This is a genomic window from Sulfuricella sp. T08, assembly GCF_000971475.1.
In the GTDB taxonomy this organism is placed as follows: Bacteria; Pseudomonadota; Gammaproteobacteria; order Burkholderiales; family Sulfuricellaceae; genus Sulfuricella.
On record NZ_DF967548.1, the window covers coordinates 74681 to 91804 of the forward strand.

The 17124-nt window shown below is 56.4% G+C and carries 17 protein-coding genes and 1 tRNA gene; 8 read left to right on the forward strand and 10 right to left on the reverse strand.

What is annotated here, in order from left to right:
• Positions 1-21: 21 nt before the first annotated feature.
• The 5 genes from soxB to soxX all read right to left on the reverse strand — a co-directional run bounded on the left by soxB (position 22) and on the right by soxX (position 3952).
• Positions 22-1737: a thiosulfohydrolase SoxB gene (gene soxB, locus SCT_RS12425; protein ID WP_059423495.1), complete on the reverse strand. Its 1716-nt coding sequence runs from the start codon at positions 1735-1737 to the stop codon at positions 22-24.
• Positions 1738-1827: 90 nt separating this feature from the next.
• The gene (gene soxA / locus SCT_RS12430) at positions 1828-2655 is read right to left on the reverse strand and encodes a sulfur oxidation c-type cytochrome SoxA (RefSeq protein WP_059423497.1); all 828 of its coding nucleotides are present in this window, start codon (positions 2653-2655) and stop codon (positions 1828-1830) included.
• Between the two features lie 70 nt (positions 2656-2725).
• Positions 2726-3040: a thiosulfate oxidation carrier complex protein SoxZ gene (gene soxZ / locus SCT_RS12435; RefSeq protein ID WP_059423498.1), complete on the reverse strand. Its 315-nt coding sequence runs from the start codon at positions 3038-3040 to the stop codon at positions 2726-2728.
• A gap of 51 nt (positions 3041-3091) precedes the next feature.
• Positions 3092-3562 carry a thiosulfate oxidation carrier protein SoxY gene (gene soxY / locus SCT_RS12440; protein ID WP_059423501.1) on the reverse strand — a complete coding sequence of 157 codons (471 nt, stop codon included), beginning with the start codon at positions 3560-3562 and terminating at the stop codon, positions 3092-3094.
• A gap of 21 nt (positions 3563-3583) precedes the next feature.
• Positions 3584-3952, reverse strand: coding sequence for a sulfur oxidation c-type cytochrome SoxX (gene soxX, locus SCT_RS12445; protein WP_371257745.1), 369 nt, complete (start codon positions 3950-3952; stop codon positions 3584-3586).
• A gap of 283 nt (positions 3953-4235) precedes the next feature.
• Here soxX and SCT_RS17930 point away from each other — a divergent pair, with 283 nt between their 5' ends.
• Positions 4236-4439 (forward strand): putative motility protein, encoded by a 204-nt coding sequence (locus SCT_RS17930; protein ID WP_082098335.1) that lies wholly within the window; start codon positions 4236-4238, stop codon positions 4437-4439.
• Between the two features lie 28 nt (positions 4440-4467).
• On the opposite strand, the gene SCT_RS12450 is transcribed toward SCT_RS17930, so the two are convergent.
• Positions 4468-5376, reverse strand: coding sequence for a fructosamine kinase family protein (locus SCT_RS12450; RefSeq protein WP_059423503.1), 909 nt, complete (start codon positions 5374-5376; stop codon positions 4468-4470).
• A 73-nt stretch (positions 5377-5449) separates the two neighbouring features.
• Here SCT_RS12450 and SCT_RS12455 point away from each other — a divergent pair, with 73 nt between their 5' ends.
• The gene (locus SCT_RS12455; RefSeq protein ID WP_059423647.1) at positions 5450-6040 is read left to right on the forward strand and encodes a DUF938 domain-containing protein; all 591 of its coding nucleotides are present in this window, start codon (positions 5450-5452) and stop codon (positions 6038-6040) included.
• A gap of 4 nt (positions 6041-6044) precedes the next feature.
• Here the strand turns inward: SCT_RS12455 and SCT_RS12460 are convergent, their stop codons facing one another.
• Positions 6045-7514: a YdiU family protein gene (locus tag SCT_RS12460; protein WP_059423505.1), complete on the reverse strand. Its 1470-nt coding sequence runs from the start codon at positions 7512-7514 to the stop codon at positions 6045-6047.
• Positions 7515-7599: 85 nt separating this feature from the next.
• Here SCT_RS12460 and SCT_RS12465 point away from each other — a divergent pair, with 85 nt between their 5' ends.
• Positions 7600-8739 carry a GNAT family N-acetyltransferase gene (locus SCT_RS12465; protein WP_059423507.1) on the forward strand — a complete coding sequence of 380 codons (1140 nt, stop codon included), beginning with the start codon at positions 7600-7602 and terminating at the stop codon, positions 8737-8739.
• Positions 8740-8874: 135 nt separating this feature from the next.
• The gene (locus SCT_RS17335; RefSeq protein WP_159107907.1) at positions 8875-9015 is read left to right on the forward strand and encodes a hypothetical protein; all 141 of its coding nucleotides are present in this window, start codon (positions 8875-8877) and stop codon (positions 9013-9015) included.
• A gap of 21 nt (positions 9016-9036) precedes the next feature.
• Here SCT_RS17335 and SCT_RS12470 read toward each other — a convergent pair whose 3' ends face one another.
• On the reverse strand, positions 9037-11307 hold the full coding sequence (locus tag SCT_RS12470) for a bifunctional diguanylate cyclase/phosphodiesterase (RefSeq protein WP_059423508.1): 2271 nt from the start codon (positions 11305-11307) through the stop codon (positions 9037-9039).
• A gap of 624 nt (positions 11308-11931) precedes the next feature.
• On the opposite strand from SCT_RS12470, the gene SCT_RS12475 reads away from it, so the two are divergent.
• Genes SCT_RS12475 through SCT_RS12490 form a run of 4 tightly spaced genes read left to right on the forward strand, consistent with a single transcriptional unit; the run spans position 11932 to position 14572 of the window.
• Positions 11932-12228, forward strand: coding sequence for a hypothetical protein (locus SCT_RS12475; protein ID WP_202812157.1), 297 nt, complete (start codon positions 11932-11934; stop codon positions 12226-12228).
• A gap of 8 nt (positions 12229-12236) precedes the next feature.
• Positions 12237-12737, forward strand: a complete 501-nt coding sequence (locus tag SCT_RS12480; RefSeq protein ID WP_082098336.1) for an RNA polymerase sigma factor — start codon at positions 12237-12239, stop codon at positions 12735-12737.
• Entirely contained in the window at positions 12734-13540 is an 807-nt protein-coding gene (locus SCT_RS12485) for an anti-sigma factor (protein WP_059423512.1), read from the forward strand. Before SCT_RS12480 ends, SCT_RS12485 begins: the two co-directional genes overlap by 4 nt.
• 30 nt (positions 13541-13570) lie before the next feature.
• Complete coding sequence (locus SCT_RS12490) at positions 13571-14572, forward strand: catalase family peroxidase (protein ID WP_088178663.1); 1002 nt, start codon at positions 13571-13573, stop codon at positions 14570-14572.
• Positions 14573-15111: 539 nt separating this feature from the next.
• Here the strand turns inward: SCT_RS12490 and SCT_RS12495 are convergent.
• Positions 15112-15188 (reverse strand) — tRNA-Ile (locus SCT_RS12495).
• A 28-nt stretch (positions 15189-15216) separates the two neighbouring features.
• Entirely contained in the window at positions 15217-17103 is a 1887-nt protein-coding gene (rpoD, locus tag SCT_RS12500; protein ID WP_059423516.1) for an RNA polymerase sigma factor RpoD, read from the reverse strand.
• Positions 17104-17124 lie beyond the last annotated feature (21 nt).

A 17124-nucleotide genomic window follows, 5' to 3' on the forward strand; every position in this document is an offset into this window, starting at 1 on the left:
GCCCGCCTATCTTACCCTATATCAAGCGATGCCGGCATTTCCCTCCACCCCGATCAACCTGGGCAGATTGAGCTTGCGCGGCGTGATCACCTTCTTGTCACGCAGGTAAGACGCAACAACATCCCATACCGGCTCGCCTGTAGCACCTTCGGCCACCGGCGCCCAACCCGCCACCTTGTATTTCTTGTTCGGGTCAAGCGGCTTGCCTTTCATGATCATGTTATTGATGCGCTTGCCGAATCCCTGCCGCAAATCGCAGGTATAGCTGATGCCTCCGACGCGCACCATGTCGCCGCCCTGCTGCTTGTAAGGATCGGCATTGAACAGGTTATCGCAGACGTCTTCCATGATGGTCTTGATCATTTCGCCGGTCATTTCGGTCAGCGTGGTATAGGGATAGGTAATGGCGGTCTGGTCCATCACATGCTCCATGGTGATGGTGTCGCCCGGCAACAGTGAAGTACCCCAGCGGAAGCCTGGAGAGAAAGCGGCGTCCGCGCCTTTCACGTCCATCAGGGCATCCAGAATCAATTGGTCGAATGTGCCATTGAAGTTGCCGCGGCGGTACAGCGTTCCCTCCGTTACGGCCAGTTTCTCCGCCAGCTTGGCTTCATAGGGCGCGCGAACTTTCTTGATCAGCCCCGCCATTTCCGCATCCGGCTCGATCAGGTTGGCAAACACCGGCAGCAGCTTGTATTTAAAACCAGCCACCTTGCCATTCTTGACGTCGAAATCCAGCACGCCAAGGAACTTGCCATTGGAGCCGGCGTTAGTCACCAGAGTCTGCCCTCTGGCATTCTTGATTATGGATGGAGCAGGCATGCCGTCGTGGGTATGGCCGCCAAGGATGGCATCGATGCCGGTGACACGGCTCGCCATTTTCAGATCCACATCCATGCCGTTGTGGGACAGCACCACCACGACCTGAGCACCCTTGGCGCGAGCCTCATCCACCATCTTCTGCATATTGTCGTCCTGGATGCCGAAGCTCCAGTCCGGGGTCATGTAGCGCGGGTTGGCGATCGGCGTGTAGGGGAATGCCTGGCCGATGATCGCAACCGGAATGCCATTCATCTGCTTGATGACATAGGGCTGAAACACCTGGTCGCCAAAATCGTTGGTCTTGATGTTCTGCGCCAGAAAATCCACCTTGCCCTTGAAATCGTTATCCACAATCTGCTTGACGCGCTCCGCACCCAGAGTGAATTCCCAGTGGCCGGTCATGATGTCCACACCGAGCAACTTGCAGGCATCCACCATATCCTGGCCATTGGTCCACAGTGCGGTAGCAGAGCCCTGCCAGGTATCGCCGCCATCCAGCAACAAGGCCCCCGGACGGTTGGCGCGAACTTTCTTTACCAGACCGGCGAGGTGGGCAAAGCCGCCGACCTTGCCGTAGGTGCGGGCGGCCTTTTCGAAATCGAGGGAAGTGAATGCATGGGCATCGACCGTGCCGGGCCGGATACCAAATGCCTTGAGCAGTTTCTCGCCCACCAGGTGCGGCGCCTTGTTGTGGCTGACACCCAGGCCGATATTCACGTTGGGCTCACGGAAATAAATCGGCATCAACTGGGCATGGCAATCGGTAATATGCAGCAAGGAAACATTGCCGAAGGAGGGCAGATCATAGAAACCGCCTGCACTGGCCGCAGATAGCGCAGAACGGCTGTTCAGCGCAAAGCCTGAGGCAGCTGCAACCGCCAGCATCTGAAGGAATTCTCGGCGATTCATGGACATGGGGGAAACTCCAAATCGGGTAAACGGCATGAAACAAGGGCCGAGAGAAAAGGAATCACTTCCAGCCTCTCGGCCCTCTCTTGGGGAGACTTATTTGCGGAACACCGGGGTCTGCATCGGCAGGCCTTTGCTCATGTAAGTCATGAAATATTCGAGGTTGTTGTACTCTTCACTGTTATATTCCAGCGGCGCTGCCCGAACATTTTTCTGGCACTGACGAAAACGCCCTTGCAGCGTAACCAGTTCGGTTCCGGCACGGAATTCCGGCCAGTGAGCCGCCTGCCCGATCATCGGGGACAATTGCTCGCTGCGAGTGAACTTTCCGGCATTGTCGACATGGCATATTGCGCAGGAGAAATTCAACTGGCCGCGCCGCGAATAGTAATAATCCTTGCCATTTTCATAAGCAGCCAGGGCATCTTTACCTTCCACCTTGATATTCACCTTCATGCCGTCAGACAGGCTTTTGGCATAAGCCGATAGCAGACCAAGCTCATTACTGCCATATTTCAACTCCGCCTCATCGTTATGGCGCAGACAGGCATTCAAGGCATTCTCAAAGGTAATCACCTTGCCGACGCCGTTATCGAAGTAGGGATAACTGCCCGCCACGTTCTTGCCACCGTTGCGGAAACAGCTGGTGAAGGTTTTCCCATTCTTGAAAGGCTTTTCCCACAGCTCCCTGCCCACATCCACATCATTGACGAAGGGCGGGAACATCATGATGCTGTCGTACTGTTCCTTGGCATCCGGATTCAGGGCCAAAGCGCCCAGAACATAATCGGCCTGCTTCACATTCGGAAGAATCTGCTTGTAATGCTTGAGCAGGGCCTTGCGGTCATCCTCGGGACTAGCATATGCGCCAATATTGGCAACAACCAGCAAGCAGCCAAGAAAAATAGAAAGTCTCCGCTTCATTAGTCTCTCCTCATAATTCTATTTCTTGTTTTCATCCCGGCCGGACGCCACTCGTCCGGCCGTGCAGATGTCAGGCTACGGTTGTTTCGCCGCTGAGCTTTTCGCCTTTGTTGTCCACCGCATTTATGGTGATCTTGTCGCCAGCCTTTGCTCCTTTTACCCGGAAACCCAGAAACGGGTTTTTGGCAACCGCAGCGCCCCATTGCGCCTCCAGCACCGTCTTGCCGTTCACTGCTGCAACCACGCTATTGATAAAGTGCGCCGGAATCAGCTGCCCGGTTTTCGCATCCTTGCGCAGACCGGTTTCCATAATATGATTCATCAAAACTTTCACGTCGGCGGTATCGCCTTGCATCGTTGCCCGCATTTTCATTGCATCAGCCATGTTCGTATCCTCGTCAAACAGATTGAATATTCAAGATCAGGAAATTTTTTATCAACCGCCGCAGCCACCGATTGTCACTTTAACCTCCTTGCTAGCGGTATAGGCCTTACCGCCGGCTTTCACCGCCACCTTGACGTGAGATGTCGACGCCATCTTGATACGTGTAGAAACGAATCCTTCAGCACCATTCGAAAACTCGAAATCAGCGATCAAGGGATTCTGGTTCTTGTCTACAAAGATCATGATGGAAGTGGTGCCTGGGATTTTACTGGTTACTTCTACCGGAACAACCGCACCATTCTCGGCAATGTCCGGTGCCTTGATCAGGATGTCCTTGCTCTCGACGGCACCCGCAACATTCAAGCCCTTCATCGCATCCGCCGTGGTCGTGGCATCGAAGGCCACCTTGTTCCATTCCGCTGCCAACACCTGACCAGGCTTGAGCAGGCCCGCCGCAATCGCGATGGCTACGGTACCCGCGGCACCCGTTCCTCTCAAAAATGTTCTACGCAGATAATTCATCGCTCACTCTCCTAAAATTGGTTAAAGACTTTGAACAAAATCTACAACAAGATCAATTTCCTGCTCGCTCAGGATACGATGCTTGCCAAAGGGCGGCATTGCCGTTTTCGGATTGGCCTGAGTCGAGTCCCAAATCTGCGCACGCAACTTCGCACGATCAGGATAGCGCTCCTTCATCATGATAAAAGGAGGCGCAATATTGCCGGCCGCCACAGCCTTGGGGTCGTTGGGAACCGCGTGACAGGAAAGGCAGTTGCCCTTCTTATTGTCAAAAGCGATGTCCCGGCCGGACAGCTCTTTCCCCTTGCCGTCGTCAGCCGCCATAACCGGGCCGGCCGAGGCTGCCAGCACAACAGCCAGCACAGTCAGAATGGATGATTTATTTTTCAACTCGCTCCTCCTTCTCCATTTTGCTCATTCCGAGCCGAGTGGATGCATTTCCTGGGAGATGCATCCTGCTTTGCAACGTAAATCAAGCATACTCAATTTCACTTGCTGAGCGCAAGCATTTTTTACAAAATTTCTTTATTTTTCCGATAGTTAGTACAAATGTACTAGGTAAATTAGCATATGGCCAATTACCGATTAATCCGGAGGCAATATTTTTTCGCGTGAAAAACCGTCCTGTGCTATATTTCAGTTCAAGAATTTTATTTTTAATGGGTAAATTGCCATGGATATCTCCAGCGCATCGTCTGTCAGTGCATTCTCTGGCCAATCGGTAGGCACCTCGGTCGAGAATGAGGTTTTGAGGAAGGCCCAGGAAATTCAGGCGCAAAGCGCCGCAGCACTTATCAATTCCGTACCGCAGCCGACAAAATCTTCCCCCGCAAATATGCCCTCCCATCTGGGGCAAAACGTCAACACTACGGCCTGACTTCAGGCCTTACCACTGCGGCGCGGGGCTATGCTGCCTCGCTCAAAAGCTTTTCTATCATCCCTTCTGCTTGCCCAAGATAACCTTCACCAAACATATTCAGATGATTGAGTATGTGGTACAGGTTGTATAACGTCTTTCGAATCGGGTAGCCGGAATCTAGAGGAAACGCCTCACGGTAGGCCGCATGGAATGCCGCGGGGAAGCCGCCGAACAGCTCGGTCATCGCCAGGTCCGTTTCCCTGTCGCCATAGTAGACCGCCGGATCGAAAATAACCGGCTCACCGGCAGCGGAGTAAGCATAATTGCCGCCCCACAGATCCCCGTGCAATAACGACGGCAACGGTGCATAGCCGGTAAAAAATCCAGCCAGCCCCACCAGTAACCTCTCTCCCTTGCGTTGCAGTGCGCCGCAGTAACCGTTGCTTGCCGCCAGCGCAAGCTGCCGTCCAAGACGCTGCTCACGCCAAAATTCCGGCCAGTTGTCGGCAGGCGTATTGATCTGGGGGGTGGAACCGATCGTATTGTCGCGCCGCCAGCCGTATTGTGTGGCACTTACCCGATGCATGTCAGCCAGTTGGCGTCCCAGATATTCTGGCCGCCCCTTTCTGCCAGCACTGAAATCACCAGAATTGAAATCAACGGCCTCGAGCACCAGAAATGCCGAATCCACAGCGACTCCGGCACATACCGGATAGGGCACGCGAATAGTACCGCTACCCGCAATTTCGCACAGCCCGTCGGCCTCCGCCTCAAACATGGCCAGACCAGACACGCGGTTAAGCTTGATGAAGAAACGGCGCACACCGTCCTCGACCAAATACGTCGAATTGATGCATCCGCCCCCGATAGCGCGGAATTTCTGGACGACGAAACCCTTCCCAGTTGCAACCCGGATTGCTTTGCCGATTGCCTGCCACCTCGCTTCATTTTCCATGGTTCATTTTACCCACAGAAATTCGCATGTAAAATTCCAACCACTCCTGTCCAACATCTATTACCATAAAAACATGAAACCTTACGCCGAGTCCTGCGAGCAAAATCAGGGCCCCATACTCGAAGTCCTGCAGGATATCTTTGCCGACCGGCAACGCGTGCTGGAAATCGCCAGCGGTACCGGACAGCACGCCGTTTATTTTGGCCGGGCACTGCCTCACCTGACTTGGCAGACCAGCGAGCTGGCGCAGAACCATGCGGGCATCCAGGCATGGCTGGATGAATCTCTGCTGCCGAATGTGCTGCCGCCTGTTGCCATCGACGTTAGCGACCCCGAGTGGCCGATCGAAAGCGTGGATGCCGTGTTCAATGCCAACACCGTGCACATCGTTGCGTGGCAAGAAGTAGAAACGATGTTTGCAGGCATAGCACGCATTCTGGACGAAGGCGGGCTTCTCTGCCTGTATGGGCCATTCAACTACGGGGGAAGATTTACATCCGAAAGCAATGCACGATTCGATGCCTGGCTCAAATCACGCGACCCGAACAGCGGTGTCCGGGATTTTGCAACCCTGAATCGGCTCGCCGAATCACAAGGGCTGCTGCTGCAGAAAGATGTGGCCATGCCTGCCAACAACCGTATCCTGATATGGCAGCGCGCCTAAGCCGTCACGACGAACAGCTCACCGAGATATGCTGCGCCCAGTCCGGCGGTGACGCGGCATAATCCGCCATCTCCGGTTGCTCGTCGAAGGGGCGGCCCAGCAACTTCAGCAAGCGATCCACTTCTGAAAAATCGCGCTCCTTCTCGGCCTTGTCGATCGCGACTTGCGCCAGATAATTGCGCAGGATGTACTTGGGATTGACCCTGTCCATGCGCACCTTGCGCTCCTCATCCGTGCCCGGCTCATTTTGCAACCGGGCGCGATAAGTTTCGGCCCAGGCATCGAACGCTGGACGGTCGATGAATTGATCGCGCACCACGCTGTTCTGCTCGCCCGAAGTGGATTTGAAATTGCCCAGGCTGCGGAACAGATGGGTATAGTCCACCTTGTTTGCGTGCATCAGCCCCAGTAGCGATTCTATCAGCGGAACATCGTCTTGGCCTGCATGGGTCATGCCCAGTTTCTGGCCCATCAAGTCCACGTAGTGCTCGGCATAAGTCGGGCCATAGTGACCTAGCACCGCTCTGGCTTCCTCCACCGGAATAATCGGCGTCAAGGCCTGCGCCAGACAGGTCAGATTCCACAGACCGATTTGCGGCTGCCGGTCAAATGCGTAGCGACCGCCATGGTCGGAATGGTTGCAGACGTAGCCCGGATTATAGGCATCCATGAAACCGAATGGGCCATAGTCGAAAGTCAAACCGAGGATGGACATGTTGTCCGTATTCATCACCCCATGCGAGAAGCCGACCGCCTGCCATTTGGCCATCAGCCGTGCGGTGCGGGTAACCACTTCGTTCAGAAAGCGTGGATATTTGTCAGACGCATCGGCCAGCTCGGGAAAATGCTTGGCGATCACATAATCGGCAAGCCGGGCAATCGGTTCAGGCTGATCCCGATAGAAAAACACCTCGAACGAACCGAATCGTACGTGGGAAGGCGCGATACGAGTCACCACCGCGGCACTTTCAACGGTCTCGCGCCAAATCTCTTCGTCGCTGCCGACGATGCACAAGGCGCGAGTGGTTGGAATACCCAGGCCATGCATGGCCTCAGAACACAAGTATTCACGGATGCTGGAACGCAACACGGAACGGCCATCGCCACTGCGCGAAAACGGCGTGGCCCCTGCCCCCTTCAGCTGAAGATCCCAGTGCTCCCCGGCGCGATTCTTTACTTCACCCAGCAAGATCGCCCTGCCATCGCCCAGCTGCGGCACGAAATGGCCAAACTGGTGGCCTGCATAGAGCATCGCCAGCGGGTCGCTGCCGGGCAGCAAACGGTTGCCGATGAAATACTCGGCAAAGTCGGCGCGCATCGCTTCGTCCGGATCCAGATCGATCAATTCTGCCGCATTCGCGTTGAAGCTGACCAGGTAAGGCTCGGGCAGAGGCGTGGGGTGCAAGCGACTGTGAAAAGTCTCCGGCAGATGAGCAAAGGTATTCTGAAAATTCAGCTGATCGAGTTTCTTCATGGAGCGATTCAATCCCGAGTGTATTACTGGGAGAATCGGGCCGACTCGGCTAGAATCAAGAGGATCTCATAAAAGGACTGGTAAATTGCCCCCCTCCCCTGATCTCAAGATTATCGAAACCATCGCGGACATCCCCGAGGCGCAGTGGAACGCACTGGCAGGAAACAATCCGTTTCTGTCACACGCCTTTCTGCGCGCACTCCAGGAAAGCGGATGCGCCACGCCGCGCACCGGCTGGCAGGCACAGTTCCTCACCCTCTGGCAGGGCAACACCCTCGCTGGAGCCATGCCGCTGTATCTCAAAAATCACTCCTACGGCGAATTCGTTTTCGATTGGGCTTGGGCGGAGGCTTACCAGAAACGGGGGCTGAACTATTACCCCAAACTGCTGTGTGCCATCCCCTTCACCCCGGTAGCGGGGCTGCGGCTGCTGGCCGCATCGTCCGAGATCCGGGCAGAGCTGATACGCTCAGCCCTGCAACTAGCAAAAAGCTCAGGCGTCTCTTCCCTGCATTGCTTATTTCCCTACGAAGACCAGGCGCTGGAGATGCAGCAGCAAGGCATGATGTTGCGCCAGGGCGTGCAATTTCACTGGCGGAATCCCGGTTACACCGATTTCGATTCCTTCCTATCCGGCATGAGCCACGACAAGCGCAAAAAAATCAAACAGGAAAGACGCAAGGTAAAGGATGCCGGCATCAGCTTCGAACACATCCGAGGAAAAGAGATTACAACAGAACAATGGACGTTCTTTTTTAGTTGTTTTACTCACACTTTCCGGCAATACAACTCGCCGCAACCTTTGAATCTGGATTTTTTCCGGCGCATCGGCGCGTCCATGCCCGAAAACATTCTGCTCATCATCGCCTCACGCAATGGCGAACCGATTGCCAGCGCACTCAATTTCTTCAACAACGACGCCCTGTATGGACGCTCCTGGGGAGCGCTTGAATACCACCCCGGCCTGCACTTCGAAACCTGCTACTACCAGGCGATAGAATTTTGCATCGAACGGAAAATCGCCCTATTCGAAGGTGGCGCTCAAGGCGAGCACAAGATCGCACGGGGATTTTTGCCCGAGGCAACCTGGTCAGCACACTGGCTAGCTCACCCCGAATTCTCGCGTGCCGTGGAAGATTTTCTGCAGCGCGAAGCAAAAGGCATGAGCCAGTATGTTGATGAATTGAACGACAGCAATCCTTTCAAGCAAAAACCCAGTGAATGATGCTTTCACCAGCATTGCCATCAGATTGGATCCGTTTTCGTCAAGTTCAAAAAAACAAATAGCCTAGGGGTGTTATCACTAAGCTATTATTTTACATTATTAAAAAGCACGGACCGAACCGTGGAACGAAGGATTATGAATCAGTTCATCGCGCGGGGCGTGCAAAACTCGACCCGTTTCTGGCCCAGCGCCAAAGTGACAGTCATGCGCATCCAGCGGCGGGGCATCCGGGTCGCTGACCAGGTAGGTTCAACATCGCGCAGCCAGTGCCGGTGATTTACCTCGGCGAACACACCCTCAGATCATCGCGGTTCGGGCTACGCCTCCACTAGACCGTCCAGGCGACATCCTGGGATGCCAGGACGCCACCCAACCGGGTAGTTCCACCGCCGACATCGGGCGGGCGATACCGTAGCCCTGCGCCAGTTCGCAGCCCAGCGATATCAGCAGTTCTCCGTGGGGCCCCGTTTCCACGCCTTCGGCGATCACCTCCAACCCGAAGGCCGTGGCCAACCCTATCAAGACCTCGACCATGGCAAGGTCATCCGGATCGTCGAGCATGCCGCGCACGAAGCTCTGGTCGATCTTGAGCAGTTTGGCCGGCAGGAACTTGAGATTGGTGAGCGGGGAATGGCCAGTGCCGAAGTCGTCCAGCGCGAAGCGCACGCCGAGTGCGCGGCAGGCGTGCATGACTTCGGACACCTGCGCCATGTCCTCCAGCGCGCTGCTTTCCCGGATTTCCAATTCCAGACGACTGGGCTGAACATCGGGATGCGCGGCGAGCAGCGCGGCGAGGCGCGGCACGAAGTTGCCCTGCTGTAACTGCATGGTTCCGACGTTCACACTGACCGGGATGTCCAGCCCTGCGGCACGCCATTCGGTCATCTGGGTCAGCGCCGTTTCGATCACCCATTCACCCAGTTCCACGCTGATTGGGAGGTTCTCAATGATGGGCAGGAAGACGGCGGGCTGAAGCAGACCGCGCTCCGGGTGCCTCCAGCGGATCAAGGCTTCGGCGCCGATTACCTCGCCGGTCTTCATGTTTACCTTGGGCTGGTAATGCAGCACGAATTCTTGCCGGTCAAGGGCGTGGCGGATGCGCTCCAGGCCCTCGCGCAGAGTCTTCACCGCCGCGTCCTGATTCACATCGAACATCTGATAGCGGTTCTTGCCCGCCTGCTTGGCGACATACATGGCCTGGTCGGCATGGCGCAGCAACAGGTCAGCATCGGCCTCATCCTGCGGGTAGAGCGTCACGCCGATGCTGGCGGATACTTGCAGCACAGCATCGCCCACCGTCGCCGGATCGGCGGTGGCCTGCAACAGGCGAGCGAGCACCGGCTCACAGTCCTTCTGCTGTTCCAGATCGACCAGTACGGCGATGAACTCATCGCCGCCGATGCGGGACAGCGTATCGCCCTCGCGCAGCGCCTCCTTCATGCGTTGCGAGATGGCGATCAGCAACTCGTCACCGACATTATGTCCATAGGTGTCGTTCACCGCCTTGAAGCCGTCCAGATCGATATAGGCCACGGCCAGCGACTGGCCTCGCCGCTGGCTCTGGACGATGGCGTGCTGCAGGCGGTCGGCGAGCAGCACACGGTTGGGCAGGCCGGTCAATGAATCGTAGTGGGCGATGTGTTCGAGCTGCCGCTGTTGTTCCTTCATCGGCGTGATGTCGCTGAACAAGGCAACATAGTGCTGCGTCTTCCCGGTGGCATCGCGCACGGCGCTGATGGTGAGTAGTTCCGCGTACACCTCGCCGTCCTTGTGCCGGTTCCAGATTTCGCCGTGCCAGTGGCACTGTTCGGTGAGGGCATGCCACATCGCCGCGTAGAATTCCGGTCCTTGCCGGTCGGATTTGAGCATGCGCGGGTTCTGGCCCAAGGCTTCTTCGCGGCTGTAGCCGGTGATGCGGGGGAAGGTGTCATTGACATCGAGGATGCTGCCGTCGGCATCGGTGATCATGATGCCCTCGTTGGCGTGGGTGAACACGCTGGCGGCGAGCTTCAGCTTATCCTCCGCCTGCTTGCGCTCGGTGATATCCATCACCACGCAGCGACATTCCTGTCCATCGGCGGCGAGCGTGGCTTCGATCTGCACGTTCCGCGGCGGTCGGCCTTTTTCCGCCAGTGCCACTTCGCAGGTTTGCTTGGTACCGGTAGCAGAGACCTGCTGGAGAAAGGCGTTGAAAACGGGCCGATCTGCCATTGCCACGAACAACTCGAATCGGTCGCCGGCCAACTGGGCGCGCTCCCTGTTCAGTAGGCGCGCAGCGGCGAGATTCACCTGGATAATCGCTCCATTGCGTTCCAGACTGACGAAGCCCATCGGGGCAAAGTCGTAGAAGTCGGAGTAGCGCGCCAACCCCGCCCCCACCTCTGCCCGTGAGTTTCTCAGTTCCTCGTTCTGCATCTCCAGTTCAACCTGATGGATCTGCAGTTCGCCGAGGAGACGCTGCACTTCATGCGCTGATTGCAGAGCATAGTCGGGTGGCGCCTTGCTCTGCAGGTGCTCTTCCGCGCGGCGGCGCAGTTCGGCTGCATCGGGTGGTGTGTCAGGTTTCACATTTTCCCCACCGCACGCCCTCCACTGGCAAAAATCGGGGTCCAGCGCCGCTTAGCAGGCACTTTCCACATTCAATGGTTAATTGTAGGCAATTTTGAGAGATCAGTTTTTTCAAATATTGTCCCGCTTGCCGCCCCGATTGAATTTTTCAACGGAAAGGGTCAGGAACCACCTTTCGCTAATGCCTGCTTGGCGCCAATACGACCTTTCAGGATGGATACTCATCGCAGGGGTTTTCATCAGAATTTGCTGAACCGATCCAGTCGCCGTTCGTCGCAAAAGTGCCACGAACAGTCATTAGGAGTCTGATGGAATTGGACTGTTGATTGTCAGCTTCCACCTCATTGGCCGCCATCAACGGTTAAGCGTAGGCCATCAATTCCTTACGAGATATATTGGAGGTGGCACTGATATGATCTGGTCCATTTCCCAAGACGAGGTCACCAAGAGTAACTTATTTTACGAGTGTTGGAATAAAAACAGGCTTGTTCCCGTTTATGCATGTGTAGGACCCAAATACCAACGGAGATCATCATAAAAATACATAATTTAGCGCTCGCCCTGATTTTATCCGCCACTCTCGCGGCTTGCACCGCTTATGAAATCCGACCTGCCGCACCTGCCATGGTGTCCAATGGCATACTCATCGGCAACAACAGCATGACGCTTTACACCTTCGACAAGGATGTCGCCGACAGCGGCAAGAGCGTTTGCAATGGCCCGTGCGCCACCAACTGGCCGCCGCTGTACGCTATGGATGGCATTAGCGCCAGCGGCGATTACAGCATCATCACTCGCGATGACGGCAAGAAACAGTGGGCGCTGAAGGGCAAGCCACTATATTACTGGGCCAAGGACCAGAAGCCGGGCGACAAGACCGGTGATGGCTTTAACAACGTCTGGCACGTCGCCAAGCCCTAGGTCGCAGAGTGGAAAGCAGCGCGATCCTGGCCGAGATTCCCCGCCTGCGCCGTTATGCGCGGGTGATGCTCGGTGATCGCGCGGCCGCCGACGATCTGGTGCAGGACACTCTCGAACGGGCCTGGTCCCGGCTCTCCCAGTGGCGAGCCGGTAGCGACATGCGCGCCTGGCTGTTCGGTATTATGCACAACCTTCGGGTCGACCAATTGCGCCGCCCAACGCTGCCCACGCATTCCATCGACGAGGATGATTTCGAGATGCCGACGCGTCCCACCCAGGCCGACAAGCTGGAAGTGAGGGATATCGAATCCGCCCTGAGCGGGCTCCCGGACGAACAGCGCGAAGTTCTGCTGCTGATCGCGCTGGAAGAAATGACCTATGCAGAAATCGCCGCGACGCTTGGCATCCCTGTCGGTACTGTCATGTCCCGCTTGTCACGCGGGCGCGAAAGGCTACGCATGGTAATGGATGGCTGGCATCCGACAGTCAAGCTGAGAGTTGTGCGATGAGTAAACCTCCCATTACCGAAGCCGACCTGCAAGCTTACGTCGATGCCGCCCTGCCCGAAGCGCGCTACGGAGAGGTAGAGGACTACTTGGCCGCTCACCCGGAAGAAGCCGAGCGTGTGCATGCCTATCAGGCCCAGAAGCAGGCTCTCAGGGCCTTATTCAACCCGATACTCGACGAGCCGTTGCCGGAAAATCTACGCGCGCTGGCATCTCCACCTCCCATAGCCGGGGTCGACCGTCCCCCAAGGCCATTTTTGGCCCGCTGGTCGCTGGAGCGCATTGCCGCCGGTGTCGTCATTGCTGTGTTCAGCAGCGTTGCCGGCTGGATGGCGCACGGCCAGTACCAACCGGCGGAGAGCATGGCCAGAGCGCCGCTTCTCCCCCGGCAGGCTGCGGTGGCCCACGTGGTGTTCAGTCCCGATGTGCGCCGTCCGGTCGAAATCAGCGCCGAGCATGAAGACCAGCTCGTCGCCTGGCTTTCCAAACGTCTCGGCACACCAGTGCACCCTCCTAAATTGGGAGCGCTCGGTTATGAACTGATCGGCGGCCGCCTGCTGCCAGGCAACAGCGGCCCCGTCGCCCAGTTCATGTACCACGACGCCACGGGTCAGCGGCTGACCCTCTACGTCTCCACCGAAAACACCGCCAACCACGACACCGCTTTCCGCTTCGCGCAGGAAGGCCCGGTCAATGTCTTCTACTGGATCGATGGCAAGTTCGGCTACGCCCTCTCGGCCGGGATAGACAAAGGCGAACTGGCCCGCGTCGCATCGGCGGTTTACGACCAGATCGAACACAAATAACACCCTCAACCCAAACAAAAAGGAATCAAAATGCAGAAGAATACTTTGTCGCAGTACGCGCTCGCCGGCCTGCTAACCCTCGGCACCCCGCTGGCCATATCAGCGGAAAACCAAGTGGCGCCCGACCAGGTGGTCACTGCCATTGAAGGCGCCTTTGGCGTAACGCCGGGCGAACGCCGCAACCACATCAAGGGTACCTGTGCGGTCGGTGAATTCGTCGGCAGCAAGGATGCCGCGCGCTATTCCCGCTCTGCCCTGTTTTCCGGAAAGCCTGTGCCGGTCATCGCCCGCTTTTCGCTCTCCGGCGGCAACCCGAAAGCGCCGGATACGGCAAAAAGCGGTCGCGGCATGGCGCTGGAATTCAAATTGCCAGGCAACCAGCTACACCACATTACTATGCTCAACACGCCCGTTTTCGGCGCCGCTTCACCGCAGACCTTCCTCGACATGATGCTAGCCCAGCAGCCCGACCCCGCTACTGGCAAGCCCGACCCGGAAAAGATGAAGGCCTTCAAGGCCAGCCACCCGGACAATCTTGCTCAGACTCAGTTTCTGGCGAACAACAATCCACCCGTAAGCTATGCCAACAGCTCCTACTTTGGCATCCATACCTTCAAATTCATTAACAAGAAAAACAAGACGACGCTCGTGCGCTGGCAATTTGTGCCTCAGGACGGAGAAAAGAGACTGTCTGATGAAGAGCTGAAAGCCGCTGGCCCCAACTTCCTGGAACAGGCGCTGATCAGCCGCGTTAAGCAAGGCCAGGTGCGCTGGGATATGGTGGTGTCGATCGGCGAAGCCGGCGATTCCGAAGACAACCCCACGCTGGCCTGGCCGGATGAGCGCAAAAAAGTGAAGGTCGGCACGCTGGCTATCAACACCGCCATGCCACAAAAAGGCGCCGTGTGCGAACCCATCAACTTCGACCCGTTGGTCATGGCTGACGGCATCGCCCCGACTAACGACCCCGTGCTCCAATTCCGTTCCCCTGCCTATGCGGTTTCGTTTGCCAAACGGCTCGGAGGGCTTTAACAAGTAGATATTTCATGCCGATTGACGCGATATCAGGCAGCCGCCCTTCGGGGTGGCTGTCGTTTCGTTGCCTAGGCGCTGCATCGCAGGGATGAAATCAATAAGGTGGTGGTCTTGTATCCTGAATCACTAGAAACATTGAAACGGAAGACTCATCTTTACACCACCTTCGCCGTATTCTTTTCACTGATACAAGGTAACTATGTTCTCGATCCAGCTAAAATTGGTGAAAAGTTGAGCACATGGTTTTCGTGGACAGATAAATAGAAGGATGTCGACAAAGAGTGGGAGGAGCTCATTAAAGAATACCGTCGTCTCAGTCAAGAAGGCGTGCAAAATAAGGCTAACAGGTTCCGTCGCTTCGAAATATTGCGCGCTTATATATTAAGCCCCGCATAGATATTGTGGTCGATACCACTCCCCGCCGCCGGCCAGTCAGCCTTGCTAAAAAGAAAAAACACAACCGGGTAGAGTTGAGGTTTTCGTCACGTTCCAAAAACAAAAAGCCTAGGGGATTATCCCTAAGCTATTGTTTTTTATGGTGGGCCCGCTCGGACTTGAACCGAGGACCAAAGGATTATGAGTCCTCTGCTCTAACCAACTGAGCTACAGGCCCAATAACTCTGTGCTACGCCAGCATTGGATCAGACCTCGTTATCCAGGAAGCTGCGCAGGCGCTCGGAGCGGGACGGATGACGCAACTTGCGCAGAGCCTTAGCTTCGATCTGGCGGATACGCTCGCGGGTGACATCGAACTGCTTGCCGACTTCCTCCAGGGTATGGTCGGTATTCATCTCGATGCCGAAGCGCATGCGCAGCACTTTGGCTTCGCGCGGCGTGAGCGATTCCAGCACTTCCTTGGTGGCTTCGCGCAGGGATGCATACAGCGCCGCGTCGGCTGGAGCCAGGGTTGTTGAGTCCTCGATAAAATCGCCCAGATGAGAATCCTCGTCGTCGCCGATCGGGGTTTCCATGGAGATTGGCTCCTTGGAAATCTTGAGGATTTTGCGGATCTTCTCTTCAGGCATTTCCATTTTTTCAGCCAGCTCGGATGGGTCAGGTTCCTGCCCCGTTTCCTGCAGGATCTGCCGCGAGATGCGGTTCATCTTGTTGATGGTCTCGATCATGTGCACCGGGATGCGGATGGTGCGCGCCTGGTCGGCGATGGAACGCGTGATCGCCTGACGGATCCACCAGGTGGCGTAGGTCGAGAACTTGTAGCCGCGGCGGTATTCGAATTTGTCCACGGCCTTCATCAGGCCGATGTTGCCTTCCTGAATCAGATCGAGGAACTGCAGGCCGCGGTTGGTGTATTTCTTGGCGATGGAGATCACCAGGCGCAGGTTGGCCTCGATCATTTCGCGCTTGGCGCGACGCGCCTTGGCTTCGCCGGTGGACATCTGGCGATTGATTTCCTTGAGGTCCTTGATGGGTATCCGCACCCGCTCCTGCAAATCCAGCAAACGCTGCTGCTGGTCGACAATGGCATGCTGGAAACGCGACAGCTTCTCGCTGTAGGGCTTCTTGGTGGCGATTTCCGTCAACACCCAGTCCAGGTTGTTTTCGTTACCGGGATAAGTCTTGATGAAATGCGGGCGTGGCATGCCGGATTTGGTTATGCACAATTCCATGATCTCGCGCTCATGGCTGCGAACTTCTTCCACCAGGGAGCGCAGGCTTTCACACAGAAATTCCACCTGCTTGGCGGAAAAACGGATGGACAGCAACTCAGTTGAGACTTGTTCCTGCCATTCCTTGTAACCCTTGGTCTTGGGACCGTTCTTCGCCAACGCCTGCTGCATCTTGTCGAATGCCTTGCGGATCACTGCGAAGCGCTCCAGCGCATCAGACTTGAGCTGGGCCAGATTGGCCGCTGCCACTGCGGCGCCGGCTTCTTCTTCCTCTTCTTCCGTCAGCTCCTCGCCCTCTTCTTCCGCTTCCACGGCAGAATCAGCCACGTCCTCGGCAAGCTCTCCATCTGCGTTCATCAAGCCGTCGACCAGCTCGTCCACACGCATTTCGTCGCGCTCGACCTTGTCTACCAGCGCAAGAATCTCGGTGATCGTGGTCGGGCAGGCAGAAATCGCCTGCACCATGTGCTTCAGACCATCCTCGATACGCTTGGCGATTTCAATCTCGCCCTCACGGGTAAGCAGTTCCACCGAACCCATCTCGCGCATGTACATGCGCACCGGATCAGTGGTGCGGCCGAAATCGGAATCCACGGTAGATAGCGCCGCCTCGGCCTCTTCCACGACATCTTCGTCGGTCACTGTCGGCGCGGCATCAGACATGAGCAGGGTTTCCGCATCCGGCGCCTCGTCGCACACGGAAATTCCCATGTCGCCGATCATGCTGATGATGCCCTCGATCTGCTCGGCATCGAGCATGTCATCCGGCAGGTGGTCATTTATCTCGGCGTAGGTCAGGTAGCCACGCTCCTTGCCCAGTACGATCAGGGTCTTCAGGCGCATCCGTCGCGCATCGACGTCGCTCATGCGTGATTCGGTTTTGTCGTTTTCTGTCGCCATAACATTCTGTTCCAGCAAAGG